This is a genomic window from Roseibium sp. SCP14, from assembly GCF_040329475.1.
Lineage (GTDB): Bacteria > Pseudomonadota > Alphaproteobacteria > Rhizobiales > Stappiaceae > Roseibium.
On sequence record NZ_JBDZYH010000002.1, the window covers coordinates 754,844 to 776,091 of the forward strand.

The 21,248-nt window shown below is 57.2% G+C and carries 14 protein-coding genes; 5 read left to right on the top strand and 9 right to left on the bottom strand.

Annotated elements, in window-relative coordinates; all coding sequences use genetic code 11:
- Nucleotides 1-2 precede the first annotated feature (2 nt).
- Together ABLQ08_RS10725 and ABLQ08_RS10730 are read right to left on the bottom strand one after the other, a co-directional pair.
- A complete protein-coding gene (locus ABLQ08_RS10725) occupies nt 3-1,067 on the bottom strand; it encodes an ABC transporter ATP-binding protein (protein WP_352941657.1) in 1,065 nt (354 codons plus the stop codon).
- A 128-nt stretch (nt 1,068-1,195) separates the two neighbouring features.
- Nucleotides 1,196-2,935, bottom strand: a complete 1,740-nt coding sequence (locus ABLQ08_RS10730) for an ABC transporter substrate-binding protein (RefSeq protein ID WP_352941660.1) — start codon at nt 2,933-2,935, stop codon at nt 1,196-1,198.
- A 555-nt stretch (nt 2,936-3,490) separates the two neighbouring features.
- On the opposite strand from ABLQ08_RS10730, the gene ABLQ08_RS10735 reads away from it, so the two are divergent.
- Complete coding sequence (locus tag ABLQ08_RS10735; protein ID WP_352941663.1) at nt 3,491-4,546, top strand: NAD-dependent epimerase/dehydratase family protein; 1,056 nt, start codon at nt 3,491-3,493, stop codon at nt 4,544-4,546.
- A 230-nt stretch (nt 4,547-4,776) separates the two neighbouring features.
- On the opposite strand, the gene ABLQ08_RS10740 is transcribed toward ABLQ08_RS10735, so the two are convergent.
- From ABLQ08_RS10740 to ABLQ08_RS10750, 3 genes are all read right to left on the bottom strand, one after another.
- On the bottom strand, nt 4,777-5,913 hold the full coding sequence (locus ABLQ08_RS10740; RefSeq protein ID WP_352941665.1) for an ABC transporter substrate-binding protein: 1,137 nt from the start codon (nt 5,911-5,913) through the stop codon (nt 4,777-4,779).
- Between the two features lie 146 nt (nt 5,914-6,059).
- A complete protein-coding gene (locus ABLQ08_RS10745; RefSeq protein WP_352941668.1) occupies nt 6,060-6,914 on the bottom strand; it encodes a tryptophan 2,3-dioxygenase in 855 nt (284 codons plus the stop codon).
- 195 nt (nt 6,915-7,109) lie between these two features.
- Complete coding sequence (locus ABLQ08_RS10750; RefSeq protein ID WP_352941671.1) at nt 7,110-8,213, bottom strand: ABC transporter substrate-binding protein; 1,104 nt, start codon at nt 8,211-8,213, stop codon at nt 7,110-7,112.
- A gap of 311 nt (nt 8,214-8,524) precedes the next feature.
- Between ABLQ08_RS10750 and ABLQ08_RS10755 the strand changes: the two genes are divergently transcribed.
- The 4 genes from ABLQ08_RS10755 (at nt 8,525) to ABLQ08_RS10770 (ending at nt 16,242) form a co-directional block, all read left to right on the top strand.
- Complete coding sequence (locus ABLQ08_RS10755; RefSeq protein ID WP_352941673.1) at nt 8,525-9,433, top strand: hypothetical protein; 909 nt, start codon at nt 8,525-8,527, stop codon at nt 9,431-9,433.
- Nucleotides 9,434-9,544: 111 nt separating this feature from the next.
- A complete protein-coding gene (locus ABLQ08_RS10760) occupies nt 9,545-12,877 on the top strand; it encodes a DUF2126 domain-containing protein (protein ID WP_352941675.1) in 3,333 nt (1,110 codons plus the stop codon).
- Between the two features lie 41 nt (nt 12,878-12,918).
- Nucleotides 12,919-15,324 carry a circularly permuted type 2 ATP-grasp protein gene (locus ABLQ08_RS10765; protein WP_352941677.1) on the top strand — a complete coding sequence of 802 codons (2,406 nt, stop codon included), beginning with the start codon at nt 12,919-12,921 and terminating at the stop codon, nt 15,322-15,324.
- A gap of 42 nt (nt 15,325-15,366) precedes the next feature.
- A complete protein-coding gene (locus tag ABLQ08_RS10770) occupies nt 15,367-16,242 on the top strand; it encodes a transglutaminase family protein (RefSeq protein ID WP_352941679.1) in 876 nt (291 codons plus the stop codon).
- Between the two features lie 12 nt (nt 16,243-16,254).
- On the opposite strand, the gene ABLQ08_RS10775 is transcribed toward ABLQ08_RS10770, so the two are convergent.
- From ABLQ08_RS10775 to ABLQ08_RS10790, 4 genes are read right to left on the bottom strand one after another with little or no spacing between them, the layout of a single operon-like run.
- Nucleotides 16,255-17,313 (bottom strand): ABC transporter ATP-binding protein, encoded by a 1,059-nt coding sequence (locus ABLQ08_RS10775; RefSeq protein WP_352941681.1) that lies wholly within the window; start codon nt 17,311-17,313, stop codon nt 16,255-16,257.
- A gap of 14 nt (nt 17,314-17,327) precedes the next feature.
- On the bottom strand, nt 17,328-18,617 hold the full coding sequence (locus tag ABLQ08_RS10780; RefSeq protein ID WP_352941682.1) for an MGH1-like glycoside hydrolase domain-containing protein: 1,290 nt from the start codon (nt 18,615-18,617) through the stop codon (nt 17,328-17,330).
- A gap of 40 nt (nt 18,618-18,657) precedes the next feature.
- The gene (locus ABLQ08_RS10785; protein WP_352941684.1) at nt 18,658-19,890 is read right to left on the bottom strand and encodes a carbohydrate ABC transporter permease; all 1,233 of its coding nucleotides are present in this window, start codon (nt 19,888-19,890) and stop codon (nt 18,658-18,660) included.
- Entirely contained in the window at nt 19,887-21,191 is a 1,305-nt protein-coding gene (locus ABLQ08_RS10790; RefSeq protein WP_352941687.1) for a carbohydrate ABC transporter permease, read from the bottom strand. The genes ABLQ08_RS10785 and ABLQ08_RS10790 overlap by 4 nt, the downstream gene beginning before the upstream one ends.
- Nucleotides 21,192-21,248 lie beyond the last annotated feature (57 nt).

A 21,248-nucleotide genomic window follows, 5' to 3' on the forward strand; every position in this document is an offset into this window, starting at 1 on the left:
CCTCAAGCCGCCAACTGGCCGTCAGGCGCAAAGAAGAAACAATGGCTCGGATCCAGATAGAATGTGTGGACTTCGCCGACGAAATAAGGATGGACACCCGGAGACAGCGACACCCACGAATGGCCGTCCATGTCGAAATGGGCACTGCTTTCAGAACCACTGAGTTCCGTCACCTGGACGTGCCCTTCGAGGCGCACAGTATGATCGGTCGATTCAACCGGCATAACGTGATTTGGCCGGATCGCGAGCGTGTAAGGTCCGTCCGATAAAGCGGCAACGGCGGGCGAGGCTGTCCAGCGGACGTTGTCGCTAAGGATAACCGTGTCACCCTGCTTGGTGACGGGCGCGACATTGATCGGAGGATTGGAGAACACCTTCGCAGCGTCCAGGTCCTTCGGATTGCGGTAAATCTCGGCGGTCGGACCGAATTGAACGACATTTCCATCCGTCATCAGGGCTGTCTGGCCACCGAGCAGGAGCGCTTCTTCCGGTTCGGATGTCGCGTAAACGACAACCGCACCTCGGCCTGCGAACAGTTCCGGCAGCTGGTCACGCAATTCTTCGCGCAGCTTGTAGTCAAGGTTCGCCAGCGGCTCATCAAGGAAGACCGCGTCACTTTCCTTCACGATCGCACGGGCAAGCGCCGTACGCTGCTGCTGGCCACCGGACAGCTCGTTGGGCTTGCGGTTCAGATAGGGTTTCAGTTTGAGGATGTTCGCCGCTTCTTCCACCCGGCCCTCGATTTCCGACTTCGCAACACCCGCAATTTTCAGCGGTGATGCGATATTGTCGAAGACCGACATATGCGGGTAGTTGACGAAAAACTGGTGCACCAGACTGATATTGCGCTTTTGCGCTGAAAGGCGGGATACATCCTTGCCATTCAGGATGATCTGCCCGGCTGCCAGGCTGTCGAGGCCGGCCATCAGTTTGATCAGCGAGGTTTTGCCCGAACCCGTTTCCCCGAGGAGAACGTTGAAGTGGCCGGGATGAAGGGTCAGGCTCGTGTCTTTGACATGCGTAATGCCTTGCACGCGCTTGCTGACGTTTTTTAGTTCAAGAGACATGAAATCTTGCCCGCGTCCGCACTGGGTCTACTCTTGCGAAGCTCCGGCTTCGCCGCCCGTAACAATCGGATCGGTGAGGGACCGGGGACTTCGCCCCGGTCCGGATGTTGCTAGAGCTTTGCTCCGGCTTACTTCGTTGCCCAGCGGGCAACCAGTTCGTCGTAGTTCACGGTCTTGCCCTGCGGCTTCTCGTTTTCGAGTTTCGCCTTGGGAGCACCTGGCTTGTTCAGCCATTCCTGCGGATCCGACTCTTCGTTCAGACGCGGGCCGCAGCCACCGTAAACATTGGCACGTTCGTCAGCCTGCTGCATGCGGGCCATGACGATGTCCATTTCTTCCGCAAGGCGATCCATCGCTTCCTGCGGTGTGAAGGCACCGGAGTTCACGTCGCCGATCTGCTGCCACCAGATCTGAGCCAGCTTCGGATAATCCGGAACGTTAATGCCGGTCGGGGACCAGGCAACACGGTCAGGCGAGCGGTAGAACTCGACCAGACCACCAAGCTTCGGTGCGCGCTCGGTGAAGGACTCGTGATTGACGGTACTGTCGCGAATGAAGGTCAGACCAACGTGACTCTTCTTGGTGTCGACTGTCTTGGAGACAACGAACTGAGCATAGAGCCATGCGGCTTTTGCGCGGTCTTCCGGAGTGGACTTCAGGATCGTCCAGGAACCCACGTCCTGATAACCGACCTTCTGGCCTTCTTCCCAGTAGGGACCATGCGGGCTCGGAGCCATCCGCCACAGCGGGTTGCCCTCGTCATCCACGGTGTTGTTGCCTTCGGACTTCGGCTTCACCATGTCCGCGGTGAACGCGGTGTACCAGAAGATCTGCTGGGCAACGTTGCCCTGGCTGAGAGCCGGCAGGGACTGGTAGAAGTCAAAGCTCGCAGCACCTGGAGGTGCATAGTTGCGGAGCCATTCGTCCCACTTGCGGATCGCGTAGACAGCCGCCGGGCCGTTTGCTGCACCACCGCGGGAAACGGAAGCACCAACCGGGTTACAGGTGCCTTCCTCCATGCGAATGCCCCATTCGTCGACCGGCACGCCGTTCGGCTCACCCTTGTCGCCGGCACCGGCCATGGAAAGCCAGGCATCGGTCATGCGCCAACCAAGGTCCGGAGCACGCTTGCCGTAGTCCATGTGACCGTAGATGGCAACGCCGTCGATTTCCTTGACGTCCTTGGAGAAGAATTCGGCAATGTCCTCATATGCGGACCAGTTGACCGGAACGCCGAGCTCGTAGCCGTACTTGTCCTTGAAGGCCTTCTTCAGATCTTCGCGCTCGAACCAGTCCTTGCGGAACCAGTAGAGGTTCGCGAACTGCTGGTCGGGCAGCTGGTAAAGGTCGCCATCCGGACCGGTGGTGAACTGGGTACCCATGAAGTCGCCGAGGTCGAGACCCGGGTTGGTAACGTCCTTGGCAGCGCCCCCCATCCAGTCGGTCAGGTTGTAGGCCAGCTGCAGGCGGGAATGGGTGCCGATCAGGTCGGAATCGTTGACATAGGCGTCATAGAGGTTCCGGCCGGTCTGCATCTGGGTCTGAACAGCCTGAACCACTTCACCTTCACCGAGGATCTGGTGATTGACCTTGATGCCTGTGATTTCTTCGAACGCCTTGGTCAGAACTTCCGACTCGTAAGAGTGTGTCGGAATGCCTTCGGACAGAACATTGACTTCCATGCCCTTGAACGGCTCTGCGGCGTTGATGAACCACTGCATTTCAGCAAGCTGCTCATCTTTGCTCAGAACGGATGGCTGGAATTCCTGGTCGATCCACTTCTTTGCCGCAGCTTCGTCGGCAAAAGCAGACCCTGCTCCCGCAAGTACAGCACCAGCTGCAACTGCGGAGAGTAGATACTTACGCATCTGCGTCTCCTCCCGTGAGAATTTAAGAGCCGTGTTTATCCGGCTCGGCATACATGGCCACACCGCCGCCATGTTGTCAAACTAATTTTTTAGTAGATTTTCAATTTGATGGAAGTGAGGTTTAATTTATTGTTTTTAATTATCTTTTTCCATCAACCCTTCCCTGAAACGGGCAACTTCATCGCGACAAAACAACCGTGCAATGAAGTCAGTGTGGCACAATTTTGACAAGAGCTGTAGTGAAAATTGAAGTTTCGGGTCTTTCAGATTGGGTGCGAAGTTGGTTCTTAAAAGCTTCGTTTGCATTGCAAAACGAAAATATAAGAAAGTTTTTGCAATGCAAAATCACCATCGCAGCGCCTCACTTGGCGCGATCTGCAAGCAAATTGGCACCTCTTGCTTGGACGCAAGGCCTTCAGAGCTCTATCTCTCAGCCGCCGGCCAGAGCCTTGTCTTTGGCCCGATGGGTTCGTCCACTGCCGTGACCCGGATGCTGCCGTTGGCGGGGGCAGCCACTCGATGCATGATCAGATGAGCGTTGCGAGGAACAGAAGAATGAACATCTCCACCGATGCACCGGTTCTGGTAACCGGTGCAAGCGGATATGTGGCCGGCTGGCTGGTCAAGGAATTGCTCGAGGCGGGCTTGACCGTGCACGCTGCTGTCCGCAACCCCGGCAACACCGCGGGTTTGGATCATCTGACGAGTATTGCGGGCAGCGCACCTGGAAAAATCAGGTTCTTCAAAACCGATCTGCTCGATGAAGGCTCTTACGCAGAGGCCATGAGGGAATGCTCCGTCGTCTTTCACACGGCATCCCCTTTCACCGTAAACGTCAGGAACCCGAAGAAGGAGCTGATCGACCCCGCTGTCAAAGGAACCCGCAACGTTCTTGAAACAGCTATCAAGACACCGTCAGTGGAGCGGGTCGTCGTGACCAGCTCCTGCGCTGCGATGTACACGGATGCCATGGACTGCCGTGTGGCCCCGGGTGGTGTTCTGACAGAAGATGTCTGGAACACGACCGCTTCTCTTTCCTATCAGCCCTACAGTTATTCCAAGACTCTGGCCGAAAGGGAGGCCTGGAAAATTGCGGCCAGCCAGGACCGGTTCAGGCTCGTCACCGTCAACCCGTCTCTTGTCATCGGCCCGGCGCTCTCGAAAAAACCGACTTCGGAGAGCTTCAACATCATTCGACAGATGGGCGACGGCACAATGAAACAGGGAGCTCCGAAGCTCGGAATTGGGGCCGTCGATGTTCGCGACCTTGCCAAGGCACACCTTGCAGCAGGTTTTCTGGAAAAAGCCGAAGGCCGGCACATCGTGTCCGGTCACAACACCAACCTTCTGGAACTCGGCAAGTCGCTCATCGAAAAATATGGCGACCGCTACCCGATACCGCGCAAGTCGCTGCCGAAATGGATTGTCTGGGCAGTCGGACCGATCGTCGGAGGCATTCCGCGCAAGTTCGTCAGGAACAATGTCGATGTAAAATGGAAGGCGGACAATTCCAAATCCAAGCGCGTTCTAGGCGTTACCTACCGCCCATTGCAAAGGTCCATGGAAGACATGTTCGAGCAGATGATCGAAGCGGGTGTGTTCAGGAATTAGAAACGGATTCCACGTTGACCACCGTCATACCAACCGAGCGCAACGCCAGCTGGAGCCGGGAGATGCAAGCTTTTGTCATTTGGATAGATTAACTACAACAGACTAGGGCTCCCCGGCCCCGGATCTTCGCTACGCTGCGTCCGGGATGACCAATTATAAGATTGTTGCCCCAAAAAAAGCGCGGCCTCACGGCCACGCCTCGTGTTTTTCAAATTGGCCTCTATAGGAGCCTACATCTTACAGTCAGCAGCATAGGCGTCCGAATGTCCGCTCATTGCGGTGCCGATGATCTTGTTGGTGTAGACGTCGCCTTCCTTGATCACTTCGCGAACGTAGATGTCCTGAACCGGGTGGTGGTTCGGACCGAACACGAAGTCACCGCGTGTCGAGCTGAAGTCCGCAGCCTCCAACGCTGCCCTGAAAGCGTCGGCGTCTTTCACGTCGGCCTTTGCCATGGCTGACAGAAGCAGGTTGGCAGTGTCGAAGCCCTGTGACGCATAAAGAGACGGCAGGCGGCCATATTCGGCCTGGAAGCTTTCGACAAAGGCCTTGTTGGTATCGTTGTCGATATCCTTGTTCCACTGGCTGGTGTTCTTCACGCCAAGAGCCGCATCGCCAACAGCCTGCAGAATGCCCTGATCAAAGGAAAATGCAGGGCCGACAACCGGCAGATCGATGCCGCTGTCGGCATATTGCTTCAGGAAGGAAATCCCCATGCCGCCGGGCAGGAAGAAGAACACGCTGTCGGCACCGGAGGCGCGGATCTGGGCGAGTTCGGCCGCGTAATCGGTCTGCCCGAGCTTGGTGTAGATCTCGCCGGCGAGGTCGCCGTCATAAAAGCGCTTATAGCCGGTCAGGGCGTCTTTGCCGGCCGGATAGTTCGGGGCGAGGATGAAGCTCTTCTTGTAGCCTGCCTCCTTGGCATAAGCACCCGCGGCTTCATGCAGGTTGTCGTTCTGCCAGGCAACGTTGAAGTAGTTCGGATGGCAGCCCTTACCGGCTAGCGCGGACGGCCCAGCGTTCGGCGACAGGTAGAACTTGCCTTGAGCAGTGACGGCAGGCACGACCGCCATCGCCAGATTGGACCAGATGATACCCGTCAGGACATCGACTTTTTCCGATTGAACCAGCTTGTCGGCGAGCTGCACTGCGATGTCCGGCTTACGTTGATCATCTTCGACGATAACCTCAATGTCGTCATTGCCGGCTTGTTTGACCGCCAATAGAAAGCCGTCGCGCACGTCAATGCCAAGACCAGCGCCACCGCCGGACAGCGTCGTGATCATTCCCACCTTGACCGGTTCGGCAAGTGCGCCACCGGACAAAATGGCAAGCAGGCTTGCAGCTGCAGCAAGTCGTTTCAACATCTGGATATCCCCTCTTTAATATTCCATGAAGGCTTTCTGCTGAAGCCATTGGATGAACACTCTATCGGCACAATAGCCGATGGCAAACCGGCATTTGGAAGGACCGGTTAACGGGAGACCGAGTGTCGAGCCGCCCCTGCCTCTTCTTAAAGCGCTGTCCTGACGTGCCAGAGTTCGGGAAACAACTCCACTTCGAGCATGCGTTTCAGATAGGAGACGCCCCCTGTTCCGCCGGTTCCCCGCTTGAAACCGATCACCCGCTCAACCGTTGTCACGTGATTGAAACGCCAGCGCCGGAAGTAGTCTTCGAGGTCCACCAGTTTTTCACCCACTTCGTACAGTGCCCAATAGCGCGAGGGATCCCGGTAAACAATCTGCCAAAGATCCATGATTGCCCGCACTTCCCGATGCGGTTCTGCACTTGGTTTGGCAGTCACTTCCTCGGGAACCTCAAGCCCCTGCCGACGGGCAAATGCCAGAACAACCTGATAGAGACTTAACCGGGCGAGCTCACCTTGCAGCAATGCAAGACTTTCCGGGTCGTGCTCGTGCGGCTTGGTCATCACCAGATTTCGGTTGCCGAGTGCATACTCGATCAGACGGTATTGCAGGGACTGGAAGCCGGAAGACAAACCCAGATCGTCGCGAAACTGCGTGTAATCGCTTGGCGTCATCGTCCGCAGAACATCCCAGGCGGAGTTGAGTTGCTCCATGATACGGCTGACCCGTGCAAGCAGTTTCATCGCCTCGGGCATATGGTCAATGGAGATTGCATTCCGAGCAGCATTGAGTTCATGCAGCATCAGCTTCATCCAGAGCTCCGATGTCTGATGCTGGATGATGAAGAGAAGTTCGTCGGGTGCGTCGGATAGAGTTTTCTGCGCCGTCAGGATCTGCTGAAGACCAAGATAGTCGCCATAGGACATCTTGTCCGAAAAGGCCATTTCAGCGCCTTCGGATTCCGGGTCATAGGCACCGCCAGTCTTTTTCTTGTCCGTCATTTCTCTCTCCCACCGGGCTCTCCAGCCTCTCAAGGTTCTATACCTTTGTTACAGGTCTATTGAACAGAAGAGATTTCAGTATCTTAGGGACGGGCTGACCTCGGGCCCGCTCAAATCGGCAAGAGTGGCGAGAACGCTGTAGGTTCTGAAGAAAGATCCGGTTGCCGCCTGCTGGCTTCGTGCAGACACTGCGCGTCAGCTTCCGGCCGCTTCCAGTATCGCCCGGGAGGAAAAGTCATAGTGACTGTTTCCATTTGTGGTTTTGCAGAAGCGGGAGAAATCGATTTTCTCCCAGTTACCGTCTCCAAGCTTGGACAGGTATAGATCGACGTTTTCAGGCGTGATCGGCGACATCTTGAACAGAACGTCGACAAACATTTCGCCGTCAAAGCTTCTGAAAAAATGATCGCGAAGCATGACGATTGACCACGCGCCGGCAAAGAAATGTCCGCCATGGGTCATGGTCATCTTACTGTCGCTGACGGCCTGCATACCGCGAACGGACCAATTAAGGCCCGAGAACAGAATATCTTCACCCGGAATCCGTCCCGCTTCGATGGCGGCTTTTTGCGCTCCGAACGCGATCGCATCATTCGCACCCCAGACAACATCGACCTTGGTACGGGCCAACACACTCTGGGCACGCTGATAAGCGGTTTCTTCGTTCCAGTTCACCGGAATTGCATGAACGAGCCGGACGTCCTGATTGTCCGCCACAGCTCTCATCATGCCAAGTTCACGTTCCAGCCCGGCAGGTGTGCTCGTATCTCCGGTCAATGCCAGAAGACGGATCTCGTCCTTTTCAGGATCGAGCGCACGAGCACGCTCAAACAGCGACTGAGCCATTTCGTACCCGGCGGTTTCGTTATCCGGAACAATGGACGCAACAACGTTATGCAGATCTATGTTCCGGCCTTCCAGAATGAATTTCTGCTTCGGCGTCAGCTTGTTGAGCAGAAAAAACACCTTGCTGGATTTCCCGGCCAAAAGCTGCATAAGCCGGGCTGCGGCCTGGTTCTCGTTGACCAGAATGAAATAGTCGGGAAGATCTCCCTCTTCCAACCGCTGCTGGAGCAACTCTTCCATTGCGTAGGGTTTGCGATTGGCGTTCAGTATTTCCAGATCGACGTTCAGATCCTCGGCAGCAGCCATCATGGAACGAGAGACTTCACCCCAAAAGCCGCTCTTTCCGCCAGGATTAATGAATGTAACGTTGAAATCGGCGGCCTGGACGAGGCCGGAAAACATGCAGACAAACCAAACGCCCAACAAGCGAGCGACCATCATCTTCTTTTGCATCGCGCCTCCGATGATGTCCCGATGTCTTGTGCACCGGCAACCATTCCTGCAGATCGCATCATAACCACAACACGCAAATCCCGCAGAACTAGCTCGTACTTACACACATATTATCTCCGATATGTGTGGATCAATGTGAATGAAAACCAGTTTGCCGCCGCGAAACCTGAACCATCATTCACCTTGAGCTTATTTCACCGGCTCACGGATTGCTACCCCTTTAGAAAGTCACGCGAATTTACCGCTAGGTAAGAAAAGCAACCGCACACTCCCGGCCAGGATTTCGGTTGAAGGGCGGCATCGGATCTCAAATGCTCAGACTTTTCGCAGCATGCATGTTGATTGTTCTCGGTTTTTCTGCGTTCGCGCCAGCGCAAGCCGAATTTCCCATTCCTGCGAGAATTGTCACACTCAAGCCCCATGGACAGGAAGACGGCAGGTACAGATATGTGGAAATCCTGCTCGAAAAAATCCTCGGAAAAGCCGGTTCGCAAGCCAAGGTCGCACAGGCCCAAACCCGCTATTCCAGGGACAGGCTTCTTCAGGAGTTGATCAAGGGTGAAAACATCCATGTGATTGCTGAAGCCCCCAAACCCGGTTGGGAAGAACAGTTGCTGCCAATCCGGATTCCGATCAGAAAAGGACTTCAGGGCTACCGGCTGTTTCTCATAAACAGACAAGATCAGGCAGCATTGGCCAATGTGAACTCACTGGAAGAACTGCAGGACTTCGCCACCGGCTCCGGAGCGCAATGGTCGACACGCAGCGTCATGGAGCAGGCTGGTTTTCAGGTCGTCACCAGCGAAGACTACGAGGCTCTTTTCAAGATGCTCAAGCTGAGGCGTTTCGTAACATTTGGCCGGGGGATAAACGAGGTCTTCAAGGAGCAGGAAAGTTTTGCAGGCGGCAACGGGGATCTGATCGTCGAAAAAACCTTGTGCCTCTTCATACCACTTCCGACCTACTTCTTTGTCAGCCCCGCCCATCCCGAACTTGCAAAACTCATCGAGCTCGGACTGAAACAGATGATTGCGGACGGCTCTTTCGATCAGCATTTCCTGACATTTCATCATGCCGATCTTTCTCGCGCGAACCTGAGCAAGCGCAAGATCTTTTCGATCTCCAACCCCAATTTGAGCGGTCAGACGCCGATCGGCGAGCCCTCCTATTGGCTCGATCCTGCATCGCTTGGAGACCTGCAACAGGAAAACGACAGTTGAAATTGGTCAGGATGCTCAAGCAATTGCCCGGAGAATAGCGTGGTACTGAGAGGAATTTTGTGAAAACCTAGAATCCGGCTTTCTACTCCAGTAGCTGATCGGGGTCTTGGTATGTCCATTCAAGCAAGCGTCTATCACCTGACCCATTACCGTTACGACCGTCCGGTCACACTGACACCCCAGATAATCCGGCTCCGCCCTGCCCCCCACAGCCGCACGCGGGTGCTGTCACACTCCTTGAAAGTGTCGCCTGCCGGTCATTTCGTCAATCACCAGCAGGATCCTTACGGCAACTGGCTGGCAAGGTTCGTCTTTCCCGAGCCGGTTCGCGAATTCAAGATCGAAGTGGATCTTGTTGCGGACATGACGGTCTATAATCCGTTCGATTTCTTTGTGGAGGAAAGCGCTGAAGAATGGCCCTTCAGCTATCCGGAAGAGCTCCGCGAAGACCTTCAGATCTATCAGCGAACAGAGCCGCTCGGCCCTCATTTGAGGGCCTTTCTTGAAAAGACGCCGCGAGACAAGCAACGAACCGTTGACTTCATCGTTGCCTTGAATGCCCGGGTTTCTGAAGAGATCGGTTACGTCATCCGGATGGAGCCGGGCGTACAGACGCCGGAAGAAACTTTTGAAAGAGGAACCGGTTCGTGCCGCGACAGCAGCTGGCTTCTGGTTCAGGCACTTCGGCATCTGGGATTTGCCGCCCGTTTCGTCTCTGGCTACCTCATCCAGCTGAAACCGGATCTGGAGGCTCTGGATGGTCCCTCCGGCACGGACCACGATTTCACCGACCTTCATGCCTGGGCGGAGGTCTACCTTCCCGGCGCCGGCTGGGTCGGCCTTGATCCGACATCCGGCCTGCTGACGGGGGAAAGCCACATACCGCTGGCAGCTACACCCCATTATTCAAACGCCGCGCCGATCGTCGGAATGGCCAGCAATGCGGAAGTGGATTTTTCCTTCGACATGAAGGTTGCCCGCGTCGCCGAACACCCGCGCATTACCAAGCCTTTTTCGGAAGAGGCATGGACAGAGTTGAACAGGCTTGGAGAAGAAGTCGACCGGATTCTGACAGGAGAAGATGTCCGCCTGACCATGGGCGGCGAACCAACCTTTGTTTCCATCGACGATTTTGAATCTGACGAATGGAACACCGATGCCGTCGGCCCGACGAAACGGCAACGGGCGGACACCTTGATCCGCAAGCTGCGCGCCCGTTTCGCCCCTGGTGGGTTTCTCCACTACGGACAAGGCAAATGGTACCCGGGAGAAACCCTGCCCCGCTGGACCTTTTCACTTTATTGGCGCCGGGACGAAAAGCCGATCTGGCATGAGCCGGAGCTTATCGCGGAAGAAGGCGACGACACCGGCGCGAACGCGGCGAATGCACAGGCGCTTATGCAGCATATCGCACGGCATCTGGACGTCGATCCGGACTATGTTCTTCCAGCATATGAAGATCCCGCAGTCTGGATGGTGAAAGAAGCCAATTTGCCGGAAAACGTCACCCCCGGAAATTCGGAATTGGAAGACGCCGAAGCCCGCCACAGAATTGCACGGGTCTTTGACCGAGGGCTGACAACACCTGCCGGTTTCGTTCTTCCGGTTCAGCGCTGGCAATCAAGGTCGAGTGAAAGCCGTTGGCGCTCGGAGCATTGGAAATCGCGCCGCAAGGAACTGTTTCTGGTTCCCGGTGACAGCCCGGTCGGCTACCGGTTGCCGCTGGAATCCCTGCCTCATGTGCCTCCAGCCCGATACCCGTACACGAACATAGCCGACCCGACGACCCCACGGGACGAGCTGCCGGACTTTCCGATCGATCACACGCAAGACCGAAGACAGGAGATCGCCAGCTTCACTGCCGCCGAAGCACATCAGGAACTGCAGGAACAGGAACTTCGACACGATGATGATGGTGAAGGGGCAGTGCGCACAGCAATGTCCATCGAACCGCGTGACGGCCGGCTTTGCGTGTTCATGCCTCCGGTGGAACGGATCGAGGACTACCTGGAACTGGTTTCAGCTGCTGAAGCGGCAGCAACCGATCTGGGTATTCCGGTACATATCGAGGGTTACCCTCCTCCGCCTGATCCACGCATGAACGTGATCCGCGTTGCACCCGACCCGGGTGTCATCGAAGTGAACATACACCCGGCTGCCAGCTGGCAGGAATGTGTTTCGATCACCGAAGGCGTCTATGAGGAAGCCCGGCAGTCTCGTCTGGGAGCCGACAAGTTCATGATCGACGGCAAGCACACCGGAACAGGTGGCGGAAATCACGTCGTTGTCGGTGGTGCCGCACCGCTCGACAGCCCGTTTTTGCGCCGACCCGACCTGCTGCGCAGCCTGATACTTCACTGGCAGCGGCACCCCAGTCTTTCCTATCTGTTCTCGGGATTGTTCATCGGCCCGACGTCCCAGGCTCCACGTATCGACGAGGCACGTCACGATAGTCTTTACGAGCTCGAGGTGGCGCTCAGCCGGATCGGCAGGCCGGAAAACGGTCCTCCGCCATTTCCCTGGCTCATTGACCGCCTATTGCGCAACATGTTGGTGGATGTCACCGGCAACACGCACCGGGCCGAAATCTGCATCGACAAGCTGTATTCACCGGACGGTCCCACGGGCCGTCTCGGTCTTGTGGAGTTTCGCGGATTCGAGATGCCGCCCGATCCCCGCATGAGTCTTGCACAGCAATTGCTGTTACGTGCCATGATTGCAAGGTTCTGGCAGCAGCCGATATCAGGCAACCTGACCAGATGGGGCACAACGCTCCACGACCGTTTCATGCTGCCCCACTATGTTTGGGCAGACTTTCTGGAGGTCCTGCGCGACCTGGACCAGCAAGGCTTCCCCATACGCTCCGAATGGTTCGAGGCTCAGGCCGAATTCCGGTTCCCCTTCTGCGGCGAAACCGAAGTGGACGGCGTCCATCTGGAACTGAGGCAGGCACTGGAGCCTTGGCACGTGCTCGGCGAGACCGGCGCCATAGGAGGCACCGTGCGCTACACCGACAGTTCAACAGAGCGCCTGCAGGTAAAACTCACGACGGGCGATCCCGAACGCTATACCGTCACTTGCAACCGACGCATGCTGCCCCTTCAAAAAACAGAAACGAATGGCGTATCCGTCGCCGGCGTCCGCTACAAGGCCTGGCAACCAGCCATGGCAATGCATCCCACCCATCCGGTTGACGCGCCGCTGACCTTCGATATTTTCGACCGCTGGAGCGGCAGGGCCATTGCCGGTTGCGTTTATCATGTGGCCCATCCGGGTGGCCGGAACTATGAAACCTTTCCGGTCAACGGAAATGAGGCCGATGCCAGGAGGCTTGCCCGGTTCGAGCCGCACGGACACACTCCAGGCCTTTACACGCCGCAGGAAGAACGGCCGCATCCGGAGTTTCCGTTGACCTTGGACCTGCGGCGGCCTCAGTATATCTAACAACTTCCGGAACTTGAGGCATTTGCCCCTGGGATGAACGAATGAGCTTGGACGAAACCGCAAAAGATCCAGGATACAAATTGCTGAAGTCGTATCAGCCCTATCCGGATGTTTCGGATGAACTCCTCGATCCGGATGGGCAGGTCCGCCCGGTCTGGAGGCCCTTCCTGAACCACCTGAACTCATTGACGTCTGATGAGATCACCGACCGGTTCGCGCGTGGCAACCAGTATCTCAACGATGCCGGCGTCTATTTCCGGCAATACGGTCAGGACGGCGCCCACGAACGGGAATGGCCGCTCAGTCATATCCCCGTTGTCATCAGCGAAGACGACTGGACCATCATCGCACAAGGACTGGTCCAACGCGCTGAACTGCTGGAACATGTAGTTGCGGACCTTTACGGCAAAAACAGTCTCGTCAGCGAAGGCTATCTGCCCGCCGGCCTGGTTGCCGAAAGTCCGGAATGGCAGCGCCCGCTGGTCGGTATCTCTCCAAAATCCGGGCATCATCTGCATTTTCTGGCATTTGAGATCGGCCGCGGTCCGGATGGGAGATGGTGGGTGCTTTCCGACAGGGCTCAGGCCCCGTCCGGGGCCGGGTTTGCACTGGAAAACCGTGTTGCCACCGGCAGGGTCTTCAATGAGTTTTTTGCCAAGGCGAATGTTCATCGCCTGGCCGGGTTCTTTCGCCGGTTCCGCGATCATCTCGTTGACCTGCGCGACGAGACGGACAGCCGGGTCTCCATCCTGACCCCTGGCCCGCTTAACGATACCTATTTCGAACATGCCTATATCGCCCGGTATCTCGGCTTCATGCTGCTGGAGGGTGAAGACCTGAGCGTCCAGGATGGCCGGCTGATGGTACGCACCGTCGCGGGCCTGAAACCGGTCAGCGTGTTGTGGCGCCGGCTTGATACGGCATGGTCCGATCCGGTTGAACTGAACGAATCCTCGCACATCGGCACCCCGGGTCTGGTTCAGGCAGTCCGGCAGGGATCGGTGACGATGGTCAATGCCCTGGGCACCGGCATATTGGAAACCCGCGCCCTGCTCGCTTTCCTGCCGCGTATCAGCGAGCATCTTCTTGGAGAAAGTCTGAAACTGCCTAACGTCGCGACCTGGTGGTGCGGTGAAGAAGGCACAAGAACCTATGTAAAAGAGCATGCTGAAACGATGATGTTCAGCCCTGCCCTGTCGACGGCCCTGCCGTTTTCTTCCGCGCAAACGGACTTCATCGGACGGGATTTCGGAAAGTTTCACAAAGGCATTCTTGAAACCTGGATTGACAGCCAGAGCCAGAACCTTGTTGCTCAGGAAGCGGTGACTCTATCCACGACGCCCGCCTATCAAGACGGCTTGCTCGTTCCCCGCCCGATGAGCCTGCGTGTGTTTCTGGCAAGAACCTCGGACGGATGGGAGGTCATGTCGGGTGGTTTTGCCCGGATCGGGCGGAGTGAAGACGCAAGCGCCATTGCCATGCAGGCCGGTGGCTCGGCAGCCGATGTCTGGATCGTCGGTAGCAAAACGCCGAAGCAGGAAACCCTGCTTCACCAGACGGAGTCACCGTTTTTCAAATCGCAGGCAGGAGCCTTGCCATCACGTGCCGCTGACAATCTGTTCTGGCTCGGTCGTTATGTGGAGCGAGCAGAAGGTGCCGTCCGGCTGTTGCGTGCCTATCACACCCGCTTGCTGGAAACCGCGGACCCGGAAGCGCCCCTGGTTGCTCAAACGGCCGATTTTCTGGAAAGCGTCGGGGTCGCTCCGACATCTGCGCCGCCCATTCCCGAGGGACTTTGCGCGATGCTGCAGTCAGCGGTCGTCAGCGCAAGCAAGGTCCGGGACCGGTTTTCGGTCGACGGATGGCTGGCCCTGAACGATCTTGCCCAAACCGCAAATGGTGCAAAGCGAGCGATGCGCTCGGATGCGGATGTTCCCAGAGCAATGGGTCTGTTGTTGCGAAAGATCACCGGTTTTTCCGGGCTGGTTCATGAAAACATGTACCGCTTCACCGGATGGCGTTTCCTGAGCATCGGCCGGGCTCTTGAGCGCGCGCACAGGATGGCGGATCTGCTATCGGTTTTCACAGCACCGGATGCCCCGGAAGGATCGCTTGAACTGCTGCTTGAAGTGGGCGACAGCGCCATGTCGATGAGCCGACGCTATGCGGTATCGCTCAGCAAAGCCACGGTGCTGGATCTGCTGGCAATGGATCCCAAGAACCCGCGCTCCGTCATGTATCAACTGACCGACATGAAGGAGCATATCAGCGTTCTGCCCGATGCAGATGAACACGGCTACCTGTCCGATCTGGCCCGGTCAGTTCTCCAGGCGCACACGGCCCTGGCAATCGCAACGGCTGAAACGTTGACGCCAGAAGCCCTTGCAGACTTGCGTGATCAAATCGGTTATCTCTCTGTGGAACTGACAGATGCCTATATTCGCTGAAGCCACGGCCCCATTGACACGCCCAACTTTCACGAGGCAACAGTGCTTTACGATCTGAGCCTTGAGATCATCTATGACTACGCCACTCCGGCCAATTCCGGACGGCACGCCCTGCGTTTGTTGCCTGCCAACCTTGAAGGCGAACAGCGGCTTGTTTCTGGAATCATCCGGCTGTCTCCCGGACCAACGGAGCGCCGGGACAGAACCGATTTCTACGGCAACGCGGTTACCGACGTGGTCTATCGCAAGTCTCACAGTGAATTGCGTTTCAAGCTGAAGGCCCGGATTGATCGCACTGCGACACCGGCGGAACTCGACATCTCGCCGCCTCTGAATGCACTCGGCCGGGAGCTCGCCGCCATCCAGTCACTCGGCCCGGAAGAGCCGGTCCATTTTCTGGCGTCTTCACCACGTCTGCCGCAGGCACCTGCCTTTGCCGTTTATGCGGAAGAACACCTGAACCGCAGCATGAGCACCATCTCGGCGGTCGAATCCATTGGCAAGGCACTGCATCAGGACATGACCTTCGACGTGGAAGCAACCACAGTCGACACCCCCGCGCTGGAGGCATTCGAAAGACGGCACGGCGTGTGCCAGGACTATACCCACATCATGATCGCATGCCTCAGAAGTGTCGGCATCCCGGCGGGTTATGTCAGCGGTTTTCTGCGGACCATTCCGCCGGAAGGGCAGCCCCGCCTGGAAGGCGCCGATGCCATGCACGCGTGGGTGCGGGCATGGTGCGGTATCGAAATCGGCTGGATCGAATACGATCCGACCAATGCCTTGCGCGTCGGCCAGGACCATATCGTCGTTGCCAGGGGCCGCGATTACGGCGATACCGCCCCTGTAAAAGGCGTCCTTCGGACGTCAGGTTCCCAGACCACCAGTCACAAGGTCGATGTCGTTCCTCTTTGAGCAGCTTTCCCGTTATCGAATGGCCTGGTCCTTGCCGTCAAAAAAGTGCATCCGGCTTTCATCGAACTTGAGCCCGATACGCGTACCTTCGTCGATCGTCTCGCTGCCGTTGATGCGCACGAGGATCGTGTCCAGGCCGTCCAGCGCCACGTAAAGGAACGTGTCCGCACCGAGATATTCAGCAACTTCCACTGTTCCCGCGCAGTGCCCTTCCGCCGATCCGACCACATGGATGTGTTCCGGCCGGATGCCGAGTTTGACCGGTTTGTGCTGGAGACCGGCATGCGGATAACGGCCACCGCCATGTCCCTTGAGAGAGAACTGGCCGCCTTCAACGGAACAGGGCAACACATTCATCTTCGGCGAGCCGATGAACTGGGCGACAAACAGATTGTCCGGTCGCTCGTAGAGTTCCCGCGGCGACCCGACCTGCTCGATCCGTCCTGATTGCAGCACCACGATCTTGTCGGCAAGCGTCATCGCCTCGACCTGATCGTGAGTGACGTAAATCATGGTCGTGCCGAGGCTCTTGTGCAGCCGGGCAACCTCGAACCGCATTTCCACGCGAAGAGCAGCGTCCAGATTGGACAGCGGTTCATCAAAGAGAAAGGCGCCGGGTTCGCGAACGATGGCACGGCCGATGGCAACTCGTTGACGCTGACCGCCGGAAAGCGCCTTTGGCCGACGGTCCAGGTACTCATCCAGCTTGAGGACATCAGCTGCCGCATTGACTTTGCGTTCGATCTCGTCCTTGGGCACGCCGGCTGTCTTGAGACCGAAACCGACATTTTCCCTGACTGACATATGCGGGTACAGCGCATAGGACTGGAACACCATTGAAAGACCACGCCCTGAGGGTGGCAATGCGGTGACATCCTTGTCGTCGATTTCGATGGTGCCGCGGCTGGTTTCTTCCAATCCGGAAATCAGACGAAGCAAGGTGGATTTCCCGCAGCCGGAGGGGCCAACGAAGATCACGAACTCCCCGTCCTTGATGTCCAGATCGATGCCCTTGATGACCTGGAGATTGCCGAACCATTTCTCGACTCTGTTGAGCTGGATTGCTCCCATGTTCTCCCCCGATCCTAAGCTGCTTGTTGGGTATGTGAGGGCGATGCCCAGGCAAGCCAGATGGCTGCGGTCCAGGAAAACGTGCCGCCGCCGGCACCGGCACCCGTTTCCGGGCTGAAATATTCCGCAAACCCGCTTGCTGCGATGAGGCCGCCTGTGTCCGCACGCAGCTTTTCCGCCCGCGCCAGATCGCCTGCTTCGGCAAATCCCCGAGCGATCATGTAGTTGATCATGGCCCAGACAGGCCCGCGCCAATACCGCAGCGGCTCGTAGCTCTGGTGATCCGGATCATAAGACGGCATCAGATAGCGGACCTTGCCCGCGATCCGGTCGAAATGCGCCTGCAACGCACCAAGCGTTTCATCTCCTGTCAAGCCGGCATAGGGAGCCAGAAAGGCTGCGCTTGAAACCCCATCCGCCATTTTGCCGGACCGTTGATCGACTGCGACATGAGCCTTCAGTTCCTCGTGCCAGAGCGTTCTGGCACCTGCTTCCATTCTGGAAATCCAGCCGCGAATTTCTTCCGCTTCCTCTGTCTTGCCCAATTGCTCTGCAAGAGAGAGGAGGTCCCGGTTCGCCCTCAGGAAAATAAAGGTGACACCGGGATCGGCGACAAAGAATGGACAGGTTCTGGCGACTTCAGCCGGATCCCAGTCGACCGCCCGGCATGCAGCCATGATGCTTAAGTAGCGGTCGTAATCTTCCTTGTGAGGGCGCATGGCCGGATCGACATGCGAAGTATCCTTGCGCTCGTAAGGTCCGATGTCCTTGACTTCCACGGCCCGCAAGGCTTCATCCCAGTCGGGAAGATTGTCGCGGCCCGATTCCCACGGATGGATGACAGCCAGAACGCCGAGCCCTTTCGGATCTCTGTAGGTGAGAAACCAGCTGTGCCAGTTCATCAGGTTCGGCAACAGCGCCGCTGCGCGTTCCAGGGCCTTTCCGCTAGGGTCCGCATTAACGAGATCGCGGATGACCGTTGCCGCCACCGGCGGCTGGGAATGACCGGAGCTCGGGATCGGTCCCCCGTCTGTTCCCCATACGGATGGTCCAGGGAAATAGCTCGGGTCGTCCTTGCGGAAGAGAATATGCGGTACCATGCCGTCGCGCCATTGGCCTTCGAACAACATCTCGACTTCACGCCAGGCACGGTCCTGATCGAACGTGGCGAAACCCAGGGCAACAAAAACCGAATCCCAATTCCACTGATAAGGGTAGAGCCCTTTGGTCGGGATCGTATAGCCGCCTTGATCGTTCTCGATCAGGATGGACTTGGCTGTCTGATCTAATTCTGCGTGAGACACAGGTAACTCCTTGGGCTGCTTTTACGCCCGTGTTGAATATTCAGCCCTTGACACTGCCGGCCGTGAGACCTTGGACCAGGAAGCGCTCGAACCAGAGGAAAATGACGAGGACGGGCACGGTCGCGATTACCGCGCCCGCCATCAGGTGCTGACGAGGCACCTCGGAGGAATTGAGGGACACGACACCACGCGACAGGGTGAAGATGTCCGGATTGTCCAGGAACATGAACGCAAACAGGAACTCGTTCCAGGCGATCATGAAGACGTAAAGGGAAACGGATGCCAGTGCGGGCAAGGACAGCGGCAGCGTGATTTTCAGGATCACACCGATCCGTGTCAGACCATCCATCAGACCGGCTTCTTCCAGTTCCGACGGCAAACCGCGGAAATATCCCTGCAGCATGTAGAGCGCGACCGGAATGGTCGTTGCCGGATAAACGATCAGGAGGCCGGTCAGGGTGTTGCGCAGGCCGAGCTGGGAGAACACCGCGTAAAGCGGGATCACCAGAACGATGGCCGGTACCATGTAGATCAGGAGAACCGACCGCGCCAGCATAGCCTGTCCGGGAAATCGCAGGCGGGAAACCGCATAGGCACCGGGTACGGAAAACAACAGGGTCAGGACAACTGTCGACACCGACACATAGGTGGAAACCAGCAGATAGCGGCCGAAATTGAACTGGGTAAAGAGCTCCACATATGAGCGGAACAGCCCATCCAGCCCCTTGGAAAAGTCGATCGAAAGATCCAGGGGATTGGCCAGAAGGGTTTGCTGGCTCTTCAGCGAGGTCATCACCATGACGTAGAACGGCAGAGCAACGATGATCGTGAAGATGACAAAACCAATGCCCTTGGCAATGCGGATGTAAATGAGCTCACGCTCGTAGCGTGTCAGGGCACCAAGGCGTGCATCCGACAGGCTGATGGTGTTGGCGGCGGTCACGCTGAAGACAAACAGGATCACAGCCAGCCCCTGCCAGACAGGCACCGTGCTCAGCGGCAATGTAAACGGCGCTGCGAAAGACGCCACCATCAGCGCCAGGAAGACGGTGATCGCTGACAGCGCCCAGGCGGGAAGTCCTCCAGCACTGTCCGAAGACTTGCGCCAAACAAAGATCAGCGCGCTCAGAAGACCGGCAATACCGGCGGCCGTTGTCTGCGGCAATGCCACTTCACCCGTGATGAGTGTCAACGTGACACCGATGACAACCATGGCTGTAACGCCCCAGATCAGGCCGGTGACGGCAGTGAGCAGAACACTCGCTGGTCTCATAGCCCTTCCTCCTTCGGTGAGAAGCGGATGAACAAGGTCGCGAAGGTGACCAATACGACGAACACAACAACCGCGACCGCCGCCCCTGCACCCAGGTTGGACAGCGCAAAGCCTTGTTCATAAACATCCACGGTCAGCGTCCGCGTGCCGGCATTGCCGCCGGTCAGCAGGAAAATGTCGTCAAACTTGTTGAACGTCCAAATGAACCGGAGCAGGAAGAGCACCGACAGAATGCCCATCAGCTGCGGCAGCGACAGGTACCAGAACTGCTGCAACGGCGTGGCTCCATCCATTTCGGCGGCCTCGTACATGTCGGTGTTGATGGATTGCATGCGCGCCAGAATGAACAGGAATGACAGCGGGAAGTAACGCCAGGCCTCAAAAGCGATTACCGTGGTCAGTGCCAGGGGAAACTCGAACGGAATGCCGAATATGGAAAAATCGATGGCTCGCTGGCCGAAGAAGTTGATGGGATCGGCGACCACGCCCATCTTCGTCAGGAGTGCATTCACGGTTCCGGAAAACGGATCGAACAGCACGACCCAGGTAAAGGCTACAGCGATCACCGGCGAGACGTAGGGAAACAGAAAGAGCCCGCGCATGAACCCGCGACCGACAAACACCGTGTTCAGAAGCTGCGCCGCAAAGAGCCCGAGCACGAGCGCACCGCCCGTTCCAAAGATGGTGTAGTAGAACGTCACTCTCAGAACCGACCAGAATTCATCGGCACTGAAGATCCTGGAGAAATTTTCCAGCGTGAAATCGAAGTTGGTCAGGATGTTGTTGGCTTCACCGGATACCACCGGACTGCTGGCACGTTCAGGTCGGTCCTCTGCAAGAAACGTGTCCGTGACCGTTCCTTCAATCCTGAGCCGCTCCCGCCAACCCGGTTCCACAGTACCGATGGTGCAGGTCATGGCCCGTCCATCAAGCGCACACACATCCGGCAGGCTCTTAATGTCAAACCCTTCGGGGATCTCATCTTTCACGACGACGTTTCTGATTTCCTCTTCCTGTGAGGAATTGCGCAGCCGGTATTCCAGTGTGGCGCTGTCCCCTGCGGCTTCAGGTCGTCCACGCAAACGCTCGTTGACCAGCACGGTCGGTGGACGCAGATCTGCGAGTTGAACCGGCTTGACGCTGATCCAGAAGTTGGCCAGCAGAGGACCGGCAACGACCATCAGGATGATGGCAAACGTCGGTGCCAGCATCAGGTAGGCCAGCCACATTTCGCGGCGCTGCATTGGGCCGATGCCCTTTGGCGGGCCCAGGAATACGGGCTGTTGGTCTTGTGTGCTCATTAATCCGGCTCTGCATTGGTGCCAAATGCGGGATCAGGCAAAAGGCATCGAGGCATA

Coding starts and splice junctions, on each gene's coding strand:
- ABLQ08_RS10725 (WP_352941657.1), bottom strand. CDS start 1,067: ATGTCTCTTGAACTAAAAAACGTCAGCAAGCGCGTGCAAGGCATTACG.
- ABLQ08_RS10730 (WP_352941660.1), bottom strand. CDS start 2,935: ATGCGTAAGTATCTACTCTCCGCAGTTGCAGCTGGTGCTGTACTTGCG.
- ABLQ08_RS10735 (WP_352941663.1), top strand. CDS start 3,491: ATGAACATCTCCACCGATGCACCGGTTCTGGTAACCGGTGCAAGCGGA.
- ABLQ08_RS10740 (WP_352941665.1), bottom strand. CDS start 5,913: ATGTTGAAACGACTTGCTGCAGCTGCAAGCCTGCTTGCCATTTTGTCC.
- ABLQ08_RS10745 (WP_352941668.1), bottom strand. CDS start 6,914: ATGACGGACAAGAAAAAGACTGGCGGTGCCTATGACCCGGAATCCGAA.
- ABLQ08_RS10750 (WP_352941671.1), bottom strand. CDS start 8,213: ATGCAAAAGAAGATGATGGTCGCTCGCTTGTTGGGCGTTTGGTTTGTC.
- ABLQ08_RS10755 (WP_352941673.1), top strand. CDS start 8,525: ATGCTCAGACTTTTCGCAGCATGCATGTTGATTGTTCTCGGTTTTTCT.
- ABLQ08_RS10760 (WP_352941675.1), top strand. CDS start 9,545: ATGTCCATTCAAGCAAGCGTCTATCACCTGACCCATTACCGTTACGAC.
- ABLQ08_RS10765 (WP_352941677.1), top strand. CDS start 12,919: ATGAGCTTGGACGAAACCGCAAAAGATCCAGGATACAAATTGCTGAAG.
- ABLQ08_RS10775 (WP_352941681.1), bottom strand. CDS start 17,313: ATGGGAGCAATCCAGCTCAACAGAGTCGAGAAATGGTTCGGCAATCTC.
- ABLQ08_RS10785 (WP_352941684.1), bottom strand. CDS start 19,890: ATGAGACCAGCGAGTGTTCTGCTCACTGCCGTCACCGGCCTGATCTGG.
- ABLQ08_RS10790 (WP_352941687.1), bottom strand. CDS start 21,191: ATGAGCACACAAGACCAACAGCCCGTATTCCTGGGCCCGCCAAAGGGC.